The organism is Flagellimonas amoyensis, assembly GCF_003058265.1.
Taxonomy (GTDB): Bacteria; Bacteroidota; Bacteroidia; order Flavobacteriales; family Flavobacteriaceae; genus Flagellimonas; species Flagellimonas amoyensis.
Window position 1 is genome coordinate 312,374 of sequence record NZ_QBUK01000001.1, and the last position, 14,712, is coordinate 327,085.

General features: G+C 47.0%; 14 protein-coding genes. 5 read left to right on the forward strand and 9 right to left on the reverse strand.

Annotated elements, in window-relative coordinates; genetic code table 11:
* Nucleotides 1–48: 48 nt before the first annotated feature.
* On the forward strand, nucleotides 49–1,665 hold the full coding sequence (gene pckA, locus DB398_RS01325) for a phosphoenolpyruvate carboxykinase (ATP) (RefSeq protein WP_108422592.1): 1,617 nt from the start codon (nucleotides 49–51) through the stop codon (nucleotides 1,663–1,665).
* 51 nt (nucleotides 1,666–1,716) lie between these two features.
* On the opposite strand, the gene DB398_RS01330 is transcribed toward pckA, so the two are convergent.
* Genes DB398_RS01330 through DB398_RS01340 form a run of 3 tightly spaced genes read right to left on the reverse strand, consistent with a single transcriptional unit; the run spans nucleotide 1,717 to nucleotide 4,775 of the window.
* Nucleotides 1,717–2,460 (reverse strand): uroporphyrinogen-III synthase, encoded by a 744-nt coding sequence (locus DB398_RS01330; protein WP_108422593.1) that lies wholly within the window; start codon nucleotides 2,458–2,460, stop codon nucleotides 1,717–1,719.
* A gap of 6 nt (nucleotides 2,461–2,466) precedes the next feature.
* Nucleotides 2,467–3,123 carry a DUF4271 domain-containing protein gene (locus DB398_RS01335; protein ID WP_108422594.1) on the reverse strand — a complete coding sequence of 219 codons (657 nt, stop codon included), beginning with the start codon at nucleotides 3,121–3,123 and terminating at the stop codon, nucleotides 2,467–2,469.
* Entirely contained in the window at nucleotides 3,120–4,775 is a 1,656-nt protein-coding gene (locus DB398_RS01340) for a glycosyltransferase family 39 protein (RefSeq protein ID WP_108422595.1), read from the reverse strand. The genes DB398_RS01335 and DB398_RS01340 overlap by 4 nt, the downstream gene beginning before the upstream one ends.
* Before the next feature lie 122 nt (nucleotides 4,776–4,897).
* Here DB398_RS01340 and DB398_RS01345 point away from each other — a divergent pair, with 122 nt between their 5' ends.
* The 3 genes from DB398_RS01345 to DB398_RS01355 are packed head-to-tail and all read left to right on the forward strand — an operon-like array spanning nucleotide 4,898 to nucleotide 7,401.
* Nucleotides 4,898–5,626, forward strand: coding sequence for a polyprenol monophosphomannose synthase (locus DB398_RS01345; RefSeq protein ID WP_108422596.1), 729 nt, complete (start codon nucleotides 4,898–4,900; stop codon nucleotides 5,624–5,626).
* 2 nt (nucleotides 5,627–5,628) lie between these two features.
* Nucleotides 5,629–6,963, forward strand: a complete 1,335-nt coding sequence (locus tag DB398_RS01350) for a dihydroorotase (protein WP_108422597.1) — start codon at nucleotides 5,629–5,631, stop codon at nucleotides 6,961–6,963.
* A 3-nt stretch (nucleotides 6,964–6,966) separates the two neighbouring features.
* Nucleotides 6,967–7,401 (forward strand): DUF4296 domain-containing protein, encoded by a 435-nt coding sequence (locus DB398_RS01355; RefSeq protein ID WP_108422598.1) that lies wholly within the window; start codon nucleotides 6,967–6,969, stop codon nucleotides 7,399–7,401.
* On the opposite strand, the gene DB398_RS01360 is transcribed toward DB398_RS01355, so the two are convergent.
* On the reverse strand, nucleotides 7,385–8,389 hold the full coding sequence (locus DB398_RS01360) for an NAD-dependent epimerase/dehydratase family protein (RefSeq protein ID WP_108422599.1): 1,005 nt from the start codon (nucleotides 8,387–8,389) through the stop codon (nucleotides 7,385–7,387). The two genes, DB398_RS01355 and DB398_RS01360, sit on opposite strands and share 17 nt — an antisense overlap.
* 86 nt (nucleotides 8,390–8,475) lie before the next feature.
* Here DB398_RS01360 and tyrS point away from each other — a divergent pair, with 86 nt between their 5' ends.
* Complete coding sequence (gene tyrS / locus DB398_RS01365) at nucleotides 8,476–9,768, forward strand: tyrosine--tRNA ligase (protein ID WP_262497734.1); 1,293 nt, start codon at nucleotides 8,476–8,478, stop codon at nucleotides 9,766–9,768.
* Between the two features lie 29 nt (nucleotides 9,769–9,797).
* Here tyrS and DB398_RS01370 read toward each other — a convergent pair whose 3' ends face one another.
* The 5 genes from DB398_RS01370 to DB398_RS01390 all read right to left on the reverse strand — a co-directional run bounded on the left by DB398_RS01370 (nucleotide 9,798) and on the right by DB398_RS01390 (nucleotide 14,663).
* Nucleotides 9,798–10,337, reverse strand: coding sequence for a quercetin 2,3-dioxygenase (locus tag DB398_RS01370; RefSeq protein WP_108422600.1), 540 nt, complete (start codon nucleotides 10,335–10,337; stop codon nucleotides 9,798–9,800).
* Nucleotides 10,338–10,453: 116 nt separating this feature from the next.
* The gene (locus tag DB398_RS01375; protein ID WP_108422601.1) at nucleotides 10,454–11,440 is read right to left on the reverse strand and encodes a long-chain-fatty-acid--protein ligase; all 987 of its coding nucleotides are present in this window, start codon (nucleotides 11,438–11,440) and stop codon (nucleotides 10,454–10,456) included.
* A 64-nt stretch (nucleotides 11,441–11,504) separates the two neighbouring features.
* On the reverse strand, nucleotides 11,505–11,828 hold the full coding sequence (locus DB398_RS01380; protein WP_108422602.1) for a T9SS type A sorting domain-containing protein: 324 nt from the start codon (nucleotides 11,826–11,828) through the stop codon (nucleotides 11,505–11,507).
* A 148-nt stretch (nucleotides 11,829–11,976) separates the two neighbouring features.
* Nucleotides 11,977–12,288, reverse strand: a complete 312-nt coding sequence (locus DB398_RS01385; protein ID WP_108422603.1) for a T9SS type A sorting domain-containing protein — start codon at nucleotides 12,286–12,288, stop codon at nucleotides 11,977–11,979.
* Between the two features lie 155 nt (nucleotides 12,289–12,443).
* Nucleotides 12,444–14,663 carry a hypothetical protein gene (locus DB398_RS01390; RefSeq protein ID WP_108422604.1) on the reverse strand — a complete coding sequence of 740 codons (2,220 nt, stop codon included), beginning with the start codon at nucleotides 14,661–14,663 and terminating at the stop codon, nucleotides 12,444–12,446.
* Between the last annotated feature and the right edge of the window lie 49 nt (nucleotides 14,664–14,712).

The following is a 14,712-nucleotide window of genomic DNA, read 5'->3' on the forward strand; positions in this document are numbered from 1 at the left end:
TCAAAAAGTTAATATTTTTTAGCTTTGCACTAACACTAAAACAAACAGATGAAGGATTCTGCTTCAACATCGAAAACGATTTCGTTAAGTGCTTACGGAATCAAGCATGACAATTTCCAGTATCAACTTTCACCGGACGAACTCCACGACATCACCTTGGAAAAAGGGATGGGAAAAGAGGCTTCCTCAGGTGCCTTGGCCGTGAACACAGGTGAGTTTACAGGGCGGTCGCCCAAAGATCGTTTCATTGTAAAAGATGCCATTACCGAAGACAAAGTATGGTGGGGGGATATCAATATTCCTTTTGACAGCGAAAAGTTTGACAGGCTGTATGACAAGGTCATCCAGTACCTGAACGAAAAGGAACTGTTCGTCAGGGATTCGTATGCCTGCGCAGAGCCGGATTACAAGTTGAACATCAGGGTCATTAACGAATACCCTTGGTCCAATATGTTTGCCTACAACATGTTCTTGAGGCCCACGGAAGAGGAGTTGGAAGATTTTGAGCCGGAATGGACCGTGGTGAACGCACCGGGATTCAAGGCCGTTCCAGAAGTGGACGGAACACGCCAGCACAACTTTGCCATTTTGAACTTCACGCGAAAAATTGCCCTGATCGGGGGTACTGGATACACAGGGGAGATCAAAAAGGGTATTTTCTCGGCATTGAACTTCATCCTGCCCGTCTTCAAGAACACCTTGCCCATGCACTGTTCCGCCAATGTGGGCGAAGAGGGTGACACGGCCATCTTTTTTGGCCTTTCCGGTACAGGGAAGACCACGCTTTCAACAGATCCGGACAGAAAACTGATCGGTGATGACGAGCACGGATGGACTGCGGCAAATACCGTTTTTAATTTTGAGGGAGGTTGCTATGCCAAGGTCATTGACCTTTCCGAAGAGAATGAGCCGGAGATCTACGGAGCTATCAAGAGAGGGGCCATTCTGGAAAATGTGATCATGGACGGAAATGGTGTGGTAGATTTTGCAAATACCTCCATTACCCAGAACACCAGGGTGAGCTATCCCATAGAGCATATTGAAAATATACAGGAGCCATCCATCGGCAAGAACGTGAAAAACATCTTTTTCCTTACAGCCGATGCCTTTGGGGTACTGCCCCCCATATCCAAACTGACCCCGGCCCAAGCGGCCTATCACTTTATTTCGGGCTATACGGCCAAAGTGGCCGGGACCGAAGCGGGCGTGGTGGAGCCACAACCTTCCTTTTCAGCCTGTTTTGGAGCGCCTTTTATGCCGTTGCATCCCGCGAAATACGCAGAAATGTTGAGTAGGAAGATGAAGGAATCAGGTGTGGATGTATGGTTGATCAACACCGGATGGACCGGAGGACCTTATGGGGTCGGCACCCGAATGAAACTGAAATATACCCGAGCCATGATCAGTGCGGCTCTTCGGGGCGATCTAGGGCTTTATAGTTATGATAGGTACCATATCCACTCCGTTTTTGGCGTGGCACAGCCCAGGGAATGTCCTGGTGTTCCTACCGAGGTATTGAGTCCTAGGGCCACATGGAACAATGACGAGGCCTATTACACGACCGCTTTCAAGTTGACGAATGCCTTCAGGGAAAACTTTAAAAAGTTTGAGGCCTACGCCAGCGAGGAAATCAGGCGTGGCGGACCACAACGGTATGCCTTTTAAAACAAAAAACGCCCCCAAACGGGGGCGTTGCTTTTTTTCCAGTAAGTTTTTTTACTTGTTTACGCTGGTAATGTACTTCTGAAGGGCCATGGTCATGGAGGGAGTCTCCGGGGTGGGCGCTTGGATGTCTATCCTAAGCCCTGCGTCTGTGGCAGCTTTTACAGTACTGTTACCAAATACGGCAATACGGGTATTGTTCTGTTCAAAATCGGGGAAGTTCTTCAAAAGGGACTCTATCCCGGAAGGACTGAAGAATACCAGAATGTCGTAGTAAACATCTCTAAGGTCGGACAGGTCGCTGATGACTGTCTTGTAGAAAATACCTCGTTTCCAATCTACACCAAGCTCGTTCAAAGCTTCGGGAACAGAAGGTTTCAATTGGTCCGATGAAGGTAGAAGGAATTTTTCGTCCTTGTACTTTTTCATCAATGGAATCAATTCATTGAAGGTCCTTTTGCCCACATAGATCTTACGTTTTCTGTACACTACGTACTTTTGCAGGTAGTAGGCCACTGCTTCCGACTGGCAAAAGTATTTCATGGTGTCCGGAACCTTAAAGCGCATCTCCTCGGCAATCCTGAAAAAATGGTCCACAGAATTTCTGCTGGTCAGGATGATTGCCGTAAAATTGTTCAGATCGATCTTCTGCTGCCTAACATTTTTGGCTTCAACCCCCTCCACGTGTATGAAAGGCCTAAAATCCACTTTAATTTTTTCTTTCTCGATCAAACGGGAGTAGGGGGAATTTTCGACTTTGGGTTCTGGTTGGGAAACCAAAATTGTTTTTACTTTCATAAGTTTTCAACCTTTTAGATAGCTTCCAATTAACACCAAGGGCGCAATTTCGAGTGCGCAAAGGTACAAAATAAAATACATAAAATACGGAAACATAGCTTTTTGATAGTTCTTCAACAGCTTTATGGCACCAATGCCATTTATAAGGAGAATTAAGATAAAAGCACCATAAATTATGGTTTTGGAGTCCTTTAGAATGTAGGTCAAAATCACATTGGCAACGAACAAAATGATGCTGCTGTAATTGAGATAGGAGGTCTTGCTGAAAATGAGCCCCACAATGAGTTCCTGTGCATTGAAAACAAATCCTGTGAAGGACTGTAGCCCCAATTTGGCCAACTGAAAAAGGGCCAAGCCTCCCAAGATCATTAAAAAGATCCATAAGGGATCTTCCCCGGGCAGTACCCCAAAAGCTTTTAGCACGAAGAAGACGAACAGCGAAAGGTTCACCACTTGGAAGAGCGTCAAAAGGATGTGGAACCAGTTCAGCAACGGGCCCTTCTTGTTGTGCAGCAGCACATATTTGTCATTGAACGGCAATATGATAAAGTTGAGGAACCTGGCATGGTTCATATATTTTCCCAAGGCCATGACCATAAGGCTGGCGAACAGCACAATGGTCATCCAATCCAAGGAGGGCACAACTTTTTCTATTGGGTTCATTCGTGGATTTTGATAGGTTTCCCGTTAAGGCCAGGGGGTAGGCCGTTCTCCGAAATCCCAATTCTAAAGTACGTCGGATTTTCCATTTTTGGCAACGGTAGCTCAAAAGAATAATATACCGTGTCCTTGGATTTCAATGTCCTTTGGATAGGGTCCATGTTCACCTTTAGGGGGAGCATCTGCTGCACCTGTTTATGCTCGTTGGAGTAGGAAATGGTATATTTCAAACTTTCCAAGGGAACATCAAACGCATACGGATTATAGACTTTCAAGGTATGTTGGATTCCGGTTAGGGGTTTCTCCACAATGCACTGCAACGATCGGTACGACTGGAAGTCGTCCATAAAAATGCCATAAAAGAGCGTACTGTCCAAGTGCATATAGTTGATGTCCCCGCTTTTTCGGTATTGGGAAATGTAGAGCACCCTTTTGCCCCGCACCCGTTCCTCGGAGCCATCAATGGAATATTGGTTTTTTCGGTACATGTAGTTGTTCAGCGAAATGGCGGGCATTCCCGAATAGAACTCATACATGGGTGCGCGTCGGTATGAATTTTCAAAAATAATGGGCACATCGCCTGCTTTGGAGTGCAGGTCGCTTGTCCACTCTTTGTTGCCATGGGTCTCATACACTTTTGGGAAGAGGGGGTAATACACCATCCAGGCCCTTGCATAGAAGAGCAGCACCAAGCTCACGATGCCGATGCGGTACATCCATTTCCTGCTCTTGGCATGTTCCAAAAGATGATTGAAAGCGATGATGATCAATGGGATGGAAATGACAATGGCCCATTGCGCCTGAACTCTTCTGTTGAAACTGGAAACAAAAAAGAAGATAAGTACACCATACACCAAATACACCAGTGCCTTGGAGAATTGGTCGGTGGCCCTGAATTTGAAAAACGAGGCATAGACCCAATAGAACAAAAGCCCGATGATCACAATAAGGTTCAGGAAATAGCCCAAGGTAAAGCCCTCAAAAGAATAGGCCTGGTTGGGTCTTTCGTACAAATGGAAAGTGATGGACACAAAATCGTTCTGGTAGAGCCACACAAAGTGTGGAAGATAGCAGACCAATGCGATCGCCACAGCCAGCCAAGCATTTTTGTTCATGATGAGCTTCACGTTCGAAAGAAAGACAAACAGGATCACCAAGACAGCATGGTACTTGCTGTACATCAGGCAGGCCATCACAATGCCCATAAGTACTGTGGTCCAAGCGGATGGTTCTTTCAGAAAACGTTTGTAGAGCCATAGGAATAGGGCCGTAAAGAACAACAAAGGCGTATCGGGAAGCGTCAAAAAACCATAGGCGTTCATCAACGTAAAGGAGAACACCAACAGAAAAAAGTGGACCACGTAGTCCTTTTTCTTGGGGTTGTCGATGAGCAGCCACAACAAGACATAGGTGCCCGCGGAAAGGACACAGCTCATGAACCTTACCCCCAGTTCCCCATCGAACAGAAAACTGCTCAACTTGATGAGGAAGGCCACCATGGGTGGATGGTCAAAATACCCCCACGCCATATTTTGTGCATAGTACCAATAATAGGCCTCATCATAGATGAGCTCCGTGATAGAGGCCTGCACGAGGTTCAGCACAAAAAGAACGGCCAGCAGAACAACAAAAAGTCTGGGAAACTTTTGAGACATCAAATAGATTTTAGATGGCGCAAAGGTACAAATATTGGCAAACAGGGTCCACGTAAAGCTAAGGGCAACTTGCACAGGCAAGACAGAAAACCGTATTTTTGACACATTCTAATCCAATGTGAATGGCGGACGGCTTGGTGATCATACCCACTTTCAATGAAATCGAGAACATCGAGGCCATTGTGAAAACGGTCTTCGACCTGAAGAAGGATTTTCACGTGCTGGTGGTGGATGACAATTCTCCTGATGGAACAGCAGCATGCGTGCAGGAGCTGCAGAAAACATTTCCCGATCAATTGTTCCTTGAGGTGCGCAAAGAGAAGTCAGGATTGGGCACGGCCTATATCCATGGGTTCAAATGGGCGTTGAAACATGGCTATGAGTACATTTTTGAAATGGATGCCGATTTTTCGCATCGTCCCGCCGACCTTTCCCGACTGCACAGGGCGTGTGTGAACGGTGCCGATATGGCCGTGGGATCACGGTACAAAAAGGGGGTGAATGTGGTCAACTGGCCCCTCGCCCGGATATTGCTTTCCTACGGCGCGTCATTTTATGTGAAGATCATCACCGGGATGAAGGTGCACGACCCCACTGCCGGTTTTGTGTGCTATCGAAGAAAGGTGCTGGAAACCATCAATCTGGACAACGTAAGGTTCATTGGCTATGCCTTCCAGATAGAAATGAAATACAGGGCCTACCTGAAAAAATTCAAGATTGAGGAAGTCTCCATCATATTCACGGATAGGGTCAATGGAAAGTCCAAAATGAATTCTGCCATTATCCGCGAGGCCATTTTTGGGGTGATTGCCATGAAATTCAGGAGCATATTCTTTAAAAAGAACTTTTAGTTATGTCGAAAATACTGTTGAAGAATGCCAAGGTTGTCAATGAGAACAGCATTTTTGAAACGGATGTACTGCTCGATGGGGATTTCATTGCCCGCATCGACCCCGATATTTCCGATGCCCATGCCAAGGTGATTGACTTGGACGGTGACCTTTTGTTGCCCGGTGCCATCGATGACCAGGTGCACTTTCGGGAACCAGGGCTCACCCACAAGGGGAACATTGCCACGGAGAGCCGGGCAGCCATTGCTGGTGGGATCACCACTTATATGGAGCAGCCCAACACCAATCCACAGACGACAACCATAGAAAAGCTGGAAGAAAAAATGGCCATTGCGGCCAAGGATTCCTTTGCCAACTATTCCTTTCTTTTTGGGGGCACCAACGACAATCTGGAAGAACTGAAACGTTTGGACAAGAATGCCTGCTCCGGGGTGAAACTGTTCCTAGGGTCATCCACAGGAAATATGTTGGTGGATGACGAAGCGGTCCTTGAAAAGATTTTTAGCAATACGGAAATGGTGATCTCGGCACATTGCGAGGACGAGGGCACCATCATGGCCAATATGGCCAAATACGAAGCCATGTACGGGGAAGACATTCCCATAGGCATGCACCCCATCATCCGCAGCGCGGAGGCCTGTTATCTGTCCTCTTCCAAGGCGATTGCCTTGGCCAAAAGGACCGGGGCCCGCTTGCACGTGTTCCATGTTTCCACGGGAGTGGAGACGGACCTGTTCACCAATGCCGTTCCGCTGGAACAAAAAAAGATCACTGCGGAGGTCTGCATCCACCATTTGTGGTTTTCGGATGAAGACTATGCCGAAAAGGGAACGTTCATCAAATGGAACCCGGCCGTGAAGACCACAACGGATAGGGCGAAACTCTGGGAGGCCCTTTTGGACGATCGCATCGATGTGGTGGCCACGGACCATGCGCCCCACACCCTGGAAGAAAAGAACAATCCGTACACCAAGGCACCGTCCGGTGGACCGTTGGTACAGCACGCCCTATTGGCCATGCTCCAAAAGGAATCGGAAGGAATCATTTCCTTGGAAAAAATAGTGGAGAAAATGAGCCACAACCCCGCCAAGCTTTTTGACATTGACCGTCGCGGCTTTGTCCGGGAAGGATATTACGCAGATCTCGTCCAAGTGGACCGCAATTCCCAAAACGAGGTTAAAAGATCTAATATTCTCTACAAATGTGGCTGGTCTCCCTTTGAAGGTGTTACTTTTGGCTCCAAAGTGGTGCGCACTTTTGTGAATGGCCTCTTGGCGTATGACGATGGTGTTTTTGCCGGGGAGAAAAATGCGAAAAGGCTCACCTTTAATCGATAGGAAATGAAAAAGCTGTTGTTCCTTTTTGTTTTTTTGATGGTGGTTTCCTGTGCCGAAAAGGTGGTGGAAGAACCGGATAACCTTATCCCGAAGGAAAAAATGGTCGACATTCTCCACGACCTGGCCATCTTGAATGCTACTAAGACCACGATAGGTGCCAAATTGGACGAATCGGGCATAGATATCATGGAGTTTCTCTACCAAAAGTACCAGATTGACAGTACCCAATTTTCGGAGAGCGACCTGTATTATGCATCCCTTCCTTTGGAATACCAAGCCATTTATACCGAGGTGGAGACCAAGTTGGACACGCGGCAAAAGGCAGTGGAAGAAGCAACCGAGAAAAAAAATGACAGTATCCGCAAGGCCAATGAAAAGCGTAGCGATTCGATAAAGGCAGCAAAAACCCCAAAAGACAGTATTATCCCCGAGCCTTAAATTTGGAGCAGCAAAAAAGGATGGCCTGGTCCAGATCGGCAAATGAAAAGTTGAGGGTGTCCTTGATTTTTTCGCTACTGTAATGTTCCTGATGGTACAGCCCTTTCGCAACGGCTTTAGGAAGTCTTCTCCTTTTTCCCAAGAGCTTGCTTCGCAACCAATCCAATCGCCAGAACCACTCCAATGCAAAGAAAGATACTTTTTGGGAGGGAGGTGCCAGATCCAATCCTTTTGCAATTTTTTGGAAGAGCGCACCGTAGGGCAAATTTTCGCCCACAAGGATAAACTGTTGGCCCTTGATATCCGATTCCATTAATTGTACCATGGCATTCACCACATCGTCCACGGTGACAAAACCGGTTCCACCAGGGATAAAGTGTTTTTTCCCTTTTGCGGCATAAGTGAAAAAGGAACCGCTGCCCGACCTCCAGAAACCGGGCCCAATGACCACTCCGGGATTGACTATGGCCACAGAAAGACCTTCTTGTGACCCTCGCCATACCTCGAGCTCCGCATCACGCTTGGTAAGTCCATAGACAGATACGTGGGTGTCCGACCATTCGTTCTCCTCCGTGCTCTCCTTTCCCTTGGTAGCTGGGCCAATGGCGGCAATGGAACTGATGTAACAGAGTTTTTGGATGCCATGTTTTAGGCAGAGATTGACCACGTTGGCCGTTCCCTCGACATTGATTTTTTCCAGGGCCTTGTAATCCTTTGGGTCGAAAGAGATCAATGCCGCGCAGTGGTACACTTTTTTGATACCCTCAAAAAGCCGTTCCATCTGGCCGATATCGGTGATGTCGGCCTCAATCCACTCAATTTGATCCATCAAAGCGGAAGGGTTTTCCGTATAGTACCCAAAGACCTTGGCAACTTTGTCCAAGGATTCCTTTGTGCGGTAATTGGCCCTTGCCCGCTCCCCATTTTTTGTCAAATGGAAAAGTAGGTGCGAACCGATCAACCCTGTGCCTCCGATAACCAATATCATGCGGTAAAAATACCTATTTGTAACCGATTTATTCAGAGAACTGGCAACATCATTTTATATTTGCACCTATTCAAAAAATAACCAAGGTGAAGAATTTTGTTCAAGAACTGCAATGGAGGGGAATGGTGCATGATGTGATGCCCGGGGCTGAGGAACATCTTATGGAAGAAATGAGGGCCGCTTATGTGGGTATCGACCCTACGGCAGATTCCCTGCACATCGGTCATTTGGTGAGCGTGATGATGTTGAGGCATTTTCAACTGGCAGGGCACAAACCCTATGCACTTGTTGGCGGTGCCACGGGAATGATCGGGGATCCTTCCGGAAAATCTGCGGAACGCAATCTTTTGGATGAAGCCACCCTTCGGCACAACCAAGAGGCGATCAAGGGACAGTTGGCCCGTTTTCTCGATTTTGAGAGCAAGGCCCCCAATGCTGCTGTTTTGGTGAACAATTATGACTGGATGAAGGACTTTTCATTCCTCGGATTTATCAGGGATGTTGGGAAGCACATCACAGTAAACTATATGATGGCCAAGGATTCTGTGAAGAAACGACTTTCTTCGGATGCGAAGGAAGGAATGTCCTTTACTGAATTTACGTATCAATTGGTACAAGGATATGATTTTCTCTACCTGTTCCAAAATCATGACTGCACCCTTCAAATGGGGGGAAGCGATCAATGGGGCAACATTACCACGGGAACGGAGCTGATCCGTAGGATTGGTGGGGGAAAGGGATTTGCCCTGACCTGCCCGCTGATCACCAAGGCAGACGGCACCAAATTTGGGAAGACGGAAGGTGGCAATGTGTGGTTGGATGCGGAAAGGACATCGCCCTATAAATTTTACCAATATTGGCTGAACACTTCGGATGGGGATGCAGAAAAATACATCAAGATATTTACCTTTTTGGACCAAAAGGAGATAGAGGACTTGGTGGCGGCCCACACGGAAGCTCCCCACCTGAGGACATTGCAAAAGAGATTGGCCGAAGAGATCACGACCATGGTCCACTCCAAGGAAGAGCTGGAAAATGCCATCAAGGCAAGTGATATCCTTTTTGGGAAATCGACCTCTGAAGATTTGAAAAAGTTGAACGAGAAGACATTTTTGGATGTCTTTGAAGGCGTGCCACAAGCGCAGATTTCCAAAAGTGAACTTGAGCCTGGGCTGGACATGATAGGTGCCTTGGCCGCCAAGACGAACTTTTTGGGATCCAACGGGGAAGCCCGAAGGGAGTTGAAACAGAATTCCATTTCGGTGAACAAGGAAAAAGTGGGTGAGGAATATGTGATCACCCAGGATGACCTGATCAACAATAAGTTTGTGTTGCTCCAACGGGGCAAGAAAAATTATTTTGTGCTGGTAGTCGAATAACTAAAAAAGCCATCTTTTAGATGGCTTTTTTAGTTATTGGGGGATAAAGGTGATTCCATATCGGCCACTTTTGGAAAGTCTGGCGGTCCTGGGGGCAAGTTCCCCAATTCCTCGAACATCAGTTCAAGACCTGCAGGAAATACGCTCAGAATGGTTTTGCAATCTTGGTCTCCAACCACTTTCCACGAATGGGGCACATTTTTTGGTGCAAAGGCCAGATCACCGGCTTTCAATATGGTGGTTTGCTCTCCTACGGTCACTTCCAATTCTCCTTCCAAGACCTTAAAGATTTCGTCCTCATTGGTATGTACATGGGGTGGGATCATCGTTCCCGGAGGGTTTACCTCTTCAATCAATGTGAAAAGGCCGTTTGTGTCTTCACTGGTGAGCTTAAAGGTTTGTTGGTCTCCTATTACGTTCACTTTTTTGCCTTCTCCTTTCCGTACGATTTTAGGGTCAAGTATCTTCTCATCCTTTTCGTTTTTGGTGGAAAAATGGGCAAAGGCGGGCATCGAAGCAAGTGCCGCTGCGGAGAGGGCACTTCTTTTTAAAAAAGCATTTCTATTCATCTTTTGTCTGTTTGGTTATGGTATTAATTTATGCAAAACCTTAAAAATGAATTGATTGTATGTTTGTGAATGGTGCTTATTTATGTATGGATGGCGAAAAAGAGGTGTAAATGGAGTCAAAGGACCATCAAATTACAGCCCCGGATATCGGAATCATCAAAACGGCCCAAAATCTCAAAAGAGCCATCAGGGTATGTTTTTCCAAGGTCTTGTGTGGCGATGAAGGAACAGGAGTACGCATTGGCAAGATCGATGACATTGATGCCCCCGGTTTTCCCGATGGGCTGCATGCTCAAGGGATCCTCAGTGTCACGCGCCAGTACTTTCATCCATGGTGGTGTCCGGAACAGTCCGTCACCATCGGAATAGGCCTGCGACAACAGTTCCGTCATCCCATATTCGGAATGTATCTTGGGGACGCCAAAGGCCTTTTTCAAGATAGAGTGCAGTTCTTCCCGGATCAGTTCCTTACGCCTGCCTTTCATCCCCCCGGTTTCCATGACGATGGTATGTTTAAGTGGTAGGGAGAAGTGTTCGGCCAGGTCCAATAGGGCAAAGGAAACCCCAATGAGCAACGTTTTGGTCCCTTTCTGTTCCAGTTCCCTAAGTTTTTGGTTCAGTTCTTCCAAATTGTTGAGGTAGAACCCGCTATGCGGATGGCCCGAACGCAAAATCAGGTCATTGACCATATGGATGAGCGATGATCCTTCCCGTTCCAAATAAGCGGGCAACAAGGCCAAAATGCAATATTCCCCGACATTGCCATAGAAGTTGGAAAAGCCTTTCAAAAAACTCTCATTGTACATGTCCAGATACGGCACATAATGCTTACTGGTTGTGCTCTGTGTGGTGCCACTGCTCTCAAAAACGGTTTCTGGGAATTTTGTGGTGGACACTATTTGATGCGTCTTAAAAAAAGAAATGGGCAAAAAGGGGATATCCAAAAGGCTGTAAACCGTTGCAGGGGATTTTCCCAGATGTTCGCAATAGCTCTTGTAAACTGGGTTGTAGGTATACTGGAACCTAAAGATATCCAGTGCTATGTCTTCAAACCCAGCAGCGTTGGAAATGGAAAAAATCCGTTGAAAATTGTTGGTGTCCATGGGCCACAAAAGTACCCAAAAATAAAAAGCCCCTTTTGAAAAGAGGCTTTGAAAGATTGTGTTTTTATTTGATGACCAATTTTCGGGTCATGGTTTTCTTTTCTTCGGTTACTTGGAGCACATACACACCGGGAACGAGCCGTGAGATGTCCAAGGTGTTGGTGGTGATCCTGTCGGTGAGCACTACCTCCCCAAAAACGTCATAGATCTTGATCTGTTTGGTACCGTTGGATTCTGTCGTGATATACACTTCATCCCCGTACGCAGGGTTGGGATACATTTTGAATCCCTTGAGTTCCTGTACCGGCTCAGTGTTTACACTGACCAGTTCTTGACCGTAAGTGAGTAAGGGTAAGGCCATAAGAAGGACAAAGTAGATTTTCTTCATAAATGCTGATTTGGGGTATATGTGCAGTATAAAAGTAGATAAACACCTATAAAAGGACTACAAAATGTTGTGAAAGCAATAATTGTGTAGGTAAAAGAAGAAAAGTTGTGGTTTGGAGGTACTTCGAGTGGGTGAAAATGAAGGGAAACTACTTGACAATGAGCTTTCTGGTAGCTACTTTATTGTTCTCGAAAACCCTAAGGATGTACACCCCTTTGTCCAAGTTCGAAAGATTGAGTTCCTTGCCCAAAAGAGTGGTCTCAATGACCTGGGTGCCCAATACATCAAAAACAAGGATTTTTTTGGGGGAATTCAATTTGGTCTCAATGTAGACCTTGCCTTGCGTAACAGGATTGGGATACAGCTTGAAGCCATCGATATCCGCGCTTCCTTTGGCATTTTCTTGCGAAAATCCAAGGGCACAGACAAAAAGAAGGGCAACAAGGTAAAAGTGTTTCATAAATCTATTTACGGCAAAGGCTGTGCCACAAATATATAAAAAATGCGATGCGGTTGAGTAACCGTTTGATGAATAAGAGGTTACTTTTCGATAAAATGCAAAAAAGAAGCCCCCGATCATTCGGGGGCTTCGCTAATTTATAAGCTGTTTTCGTATTAGAAACCAGAGGTCCATCCAGAGGCCCAATCAGGTTGGTCGGCACCATTGCCGGCTCCTGTATTGTCACCTTCAGTGTAGAAACTTAGGTTTAGACCAGTATAGTCAGTGGCCAAAAAGCCCATTGCTGGGACATCGAACTGTATTGGGTTGATGTCCAAATCACCATTTTCGATACGGGCAGCTGCAGCAGTATCAGTATCGGTCACCATCACGCCAAGGTCAACACCACTGGTGTAAAAGTTGGTAATGGTAAAGTTTCCTCCACCTTCCTTGAAGAAAAGGGCACCTTCGGTGACAGGACCTACCACGGTGATGTTGCTCAAGGTAGTCGTGGTCACAGGAGTGGCATCACCATTGTCCCCGTTGTTGGAGCCTTCGATACCTGCTTTAGCACCACCGGCGATGTACCAGTAGCTTCCGTTACCGGTCCAACCATCAGCGAAGTCGATGGAATCGTCACCGCTTCCTATGGATACAAGGTAGTTACCGCTTACGGTACCCCCGAAGAACTCGATACCATCGTCACCACCATTCAAAGATTGCACATATTCGAAAGTGGTTCCTGAACCAACACCGAACAGGGATACACCGTTGAACTCCTTATCGTTGGAGAAAGTGGCCCCGGTATATTCCACACGAAGGTAGGTGATGGAACCAGAATCGTCATCGGCAGCAGCACCACCATAGGTAAGGTCACCTACCTCAGTGGTCACGTCCACTCCTTTGTTGGTAGGGGCATCACCGGCGATCACCAAACCACCCCAATCACCAGGAGCAGGAGTCTCGCTAGAAGAAGTCATCACCACAGGAGCTTCAGCAGTACCATTGATGAAGATCTGGGCACCTCTTTCAACACCGATGAAAGCGGCAGTACCTCCAGAGGCCTTGATCACGGTCCCGGCAGGAATGGTCAATGATCCACCCTCTTTCACGATGAAAGAACTTGTTAGAAAGTATTCGATGGAAGCGCTCAAGCTAACATCTCCGGTAGCTTCACCGGCCAAGTTTTCACTGATGATTTCGCTGTTCTCCAAACCAATGGTCCAACCAGCCGCCCAATCAGGGGAATTGGCACCATTTCCGGCTCCTGTTGCAATACCTTCGGTATAGAAGGCTTGGTTAGCACCGGCATAATTGGTTATAACGAACCCTTCTGGAATATTGGCGAATTGAATGTTGGTGATATCTAGATCACCAGCTTCAATACGAACACCGGCAGGAGCATCACTAGCAGTTACATTAATACCTACTGGAGCATTGCTCACATAAAAGTTGTCGATGGAAAAGCTGCCCCCACCTTCTTTGTAGAAAAGGGCACCTTCATCACTGGTAGGACCTACCACGGTGATGTTGCTCAAGGTAGTCGTGGTCACAGGAGTGGCATCGCCATTGTCCCCGTTGTTGGAACCTTCGATACCTGCTTTTGCGCCACCGGCGATGTACCAGAAGCTTCCGCTACCGGTCCAACCATCGGCGAAGTCGATGGAATCGTCACCGCTTCCTATGGATACAAGGTAGTTACCGCTTACGGTACCACCGAAGAACTCGATACCGTCGTCACCACCATTGTAGGATTGTACGTGCTCAAAAGTGGTTCCTGAACCAACACCGAACAGGGATACACCGTTGAACTCCTTATCGTTGGAGAAAGTGGCCCCGGTATATTCCACACGAAGGTAGGTGATGGAACCAGAATCGTCATCGGCAGTAGCACCACCATAAGTAAGATCACCTACCTCAGTGGTCACGTCCACCCCTTTGTTGGTAGGGGCATCACCGGCGATAACCAATCCACCCCAATCACCAGGAGCAGGTTCAGCAGCATCGGAGGTCATTACCACAGGATTGCTGGCAGTACCATTGATAAAGATCTGGGCACCTCTTTCAACACCGATGAAAGCGGCAGTACCTCCAGAGGCCTTGATTACGGTCCCGGCAGGAATAGTCAATGCCGCACCAGCTTTCACGATGTAAGCTGCGGTAAGTTTATATTCTTTTGAAGCATCCAAACTGGTATCTTCGGTGACCTCTCCGGAAAGTTCCACGGTTGCATCGGCACATGGGGTGCAGGAGCCTCCACAATCAACTCCGGTCTCGTCGCCGTTCTGGATACCATCCGAACAGGTGCTGCCACCGCCATTGTCGTCACCGCTACACGATACCACAAAGGCCGTTACAGCGAAACTTAACATAAATTTGAAAAATGATTTTTTCATAAGTATAGTTTTAGATTAAAGAAATTCAGATTTAATATTTATTGTTTGA

Coding starts and splice junctions, on each gene's coding strand:
- pckA (WP_108422592.1), top strand. CDS start 49: ATGAAGGATTCTGCTTCAACATCGAAAACGATTTCGTTAAGTGCTTAC.
- DB398_RS01355 (WP_108422598.1), top strand. CDS start 6,967: ATGAAAAAGCTGTTGTTCCTTTTTGTTTTTTTGATGGTGGTTTCCTGT.
- DB398_RS01350 (WP_108422597.1), top strand. CDS start 5,629: ATGTCGAAAATACTGTTGAAGAATGCCAAGGTTGTCAATGAGAACAGC.
- DB398_RS01380 (WP_108422602.1), bottom strand. CDS start 11,828: ATGAAGAAAATCTACTTTGTCCTTCTTATGGCCTTACCCTTACTCACT.
- DB398_RS01345 (WP_108422596.1), top strand. CDS start 4,898: ATGGCGGACGGCTTGGTGATCATACCCACTTTCAATGAAATCGAGAAC.
- DB398_RS01335 (WP_108422594.1), bottom strand. CDS start 3,123: ATGAACCCAATAGAAAAAGTTGTGCCCTCCTTGGATTGGATGACCATT.
- DB398_RS01340 (WP_108422595.1), bottom strand. CDS start 4,775: ATGTCTCAAAAGTTTCCCAGACTTTTTGTTGTTCTGCTGGCCGTTCTT.
- DB398_RS01390 (WP_108422604.1), bottom strand. CDS start 14,663: ATGAAAAAATCATTTTTCAAATTTATGTTAAGTTTCGCTGTAACGGCC.
- DB398_RS01370 (WP_108422600.1), bottom strand. CDS start 10,337: ATGAATAGAAATGCTTTTTTAAAAAGAAGTGCCCTCTCCGCAGCGGCA.
- DB398_RS01330 (WP_108422593.1), bottom strand. CDS start 2,460: ATGAAAGTAAAAACAATTTTGGTTTCCCAACCAGAACCCAAAGTCGAA.
- DB398_RS01385 (WP_108422603.1), bottom strand. CDS start 12,288: ATGAAACACTTTTACCTTGTTGCCCTTCTTTTTGTCTGTGCCCTTGGA.
- DB398_RS01360 (WP_108422599.1), bottom strand. CDS start 8,389: ATGATATTGGTTATCGGAGGCACAGGGTTGATCGGTTCGCACCTACTT.
- DB398_RS01375 (WP_108422601.1), bottom strand. CDS start 11,440: ATGGACACCAACAATTTTCAACGGATTTTTTCCATTTCCAACGCTGCT.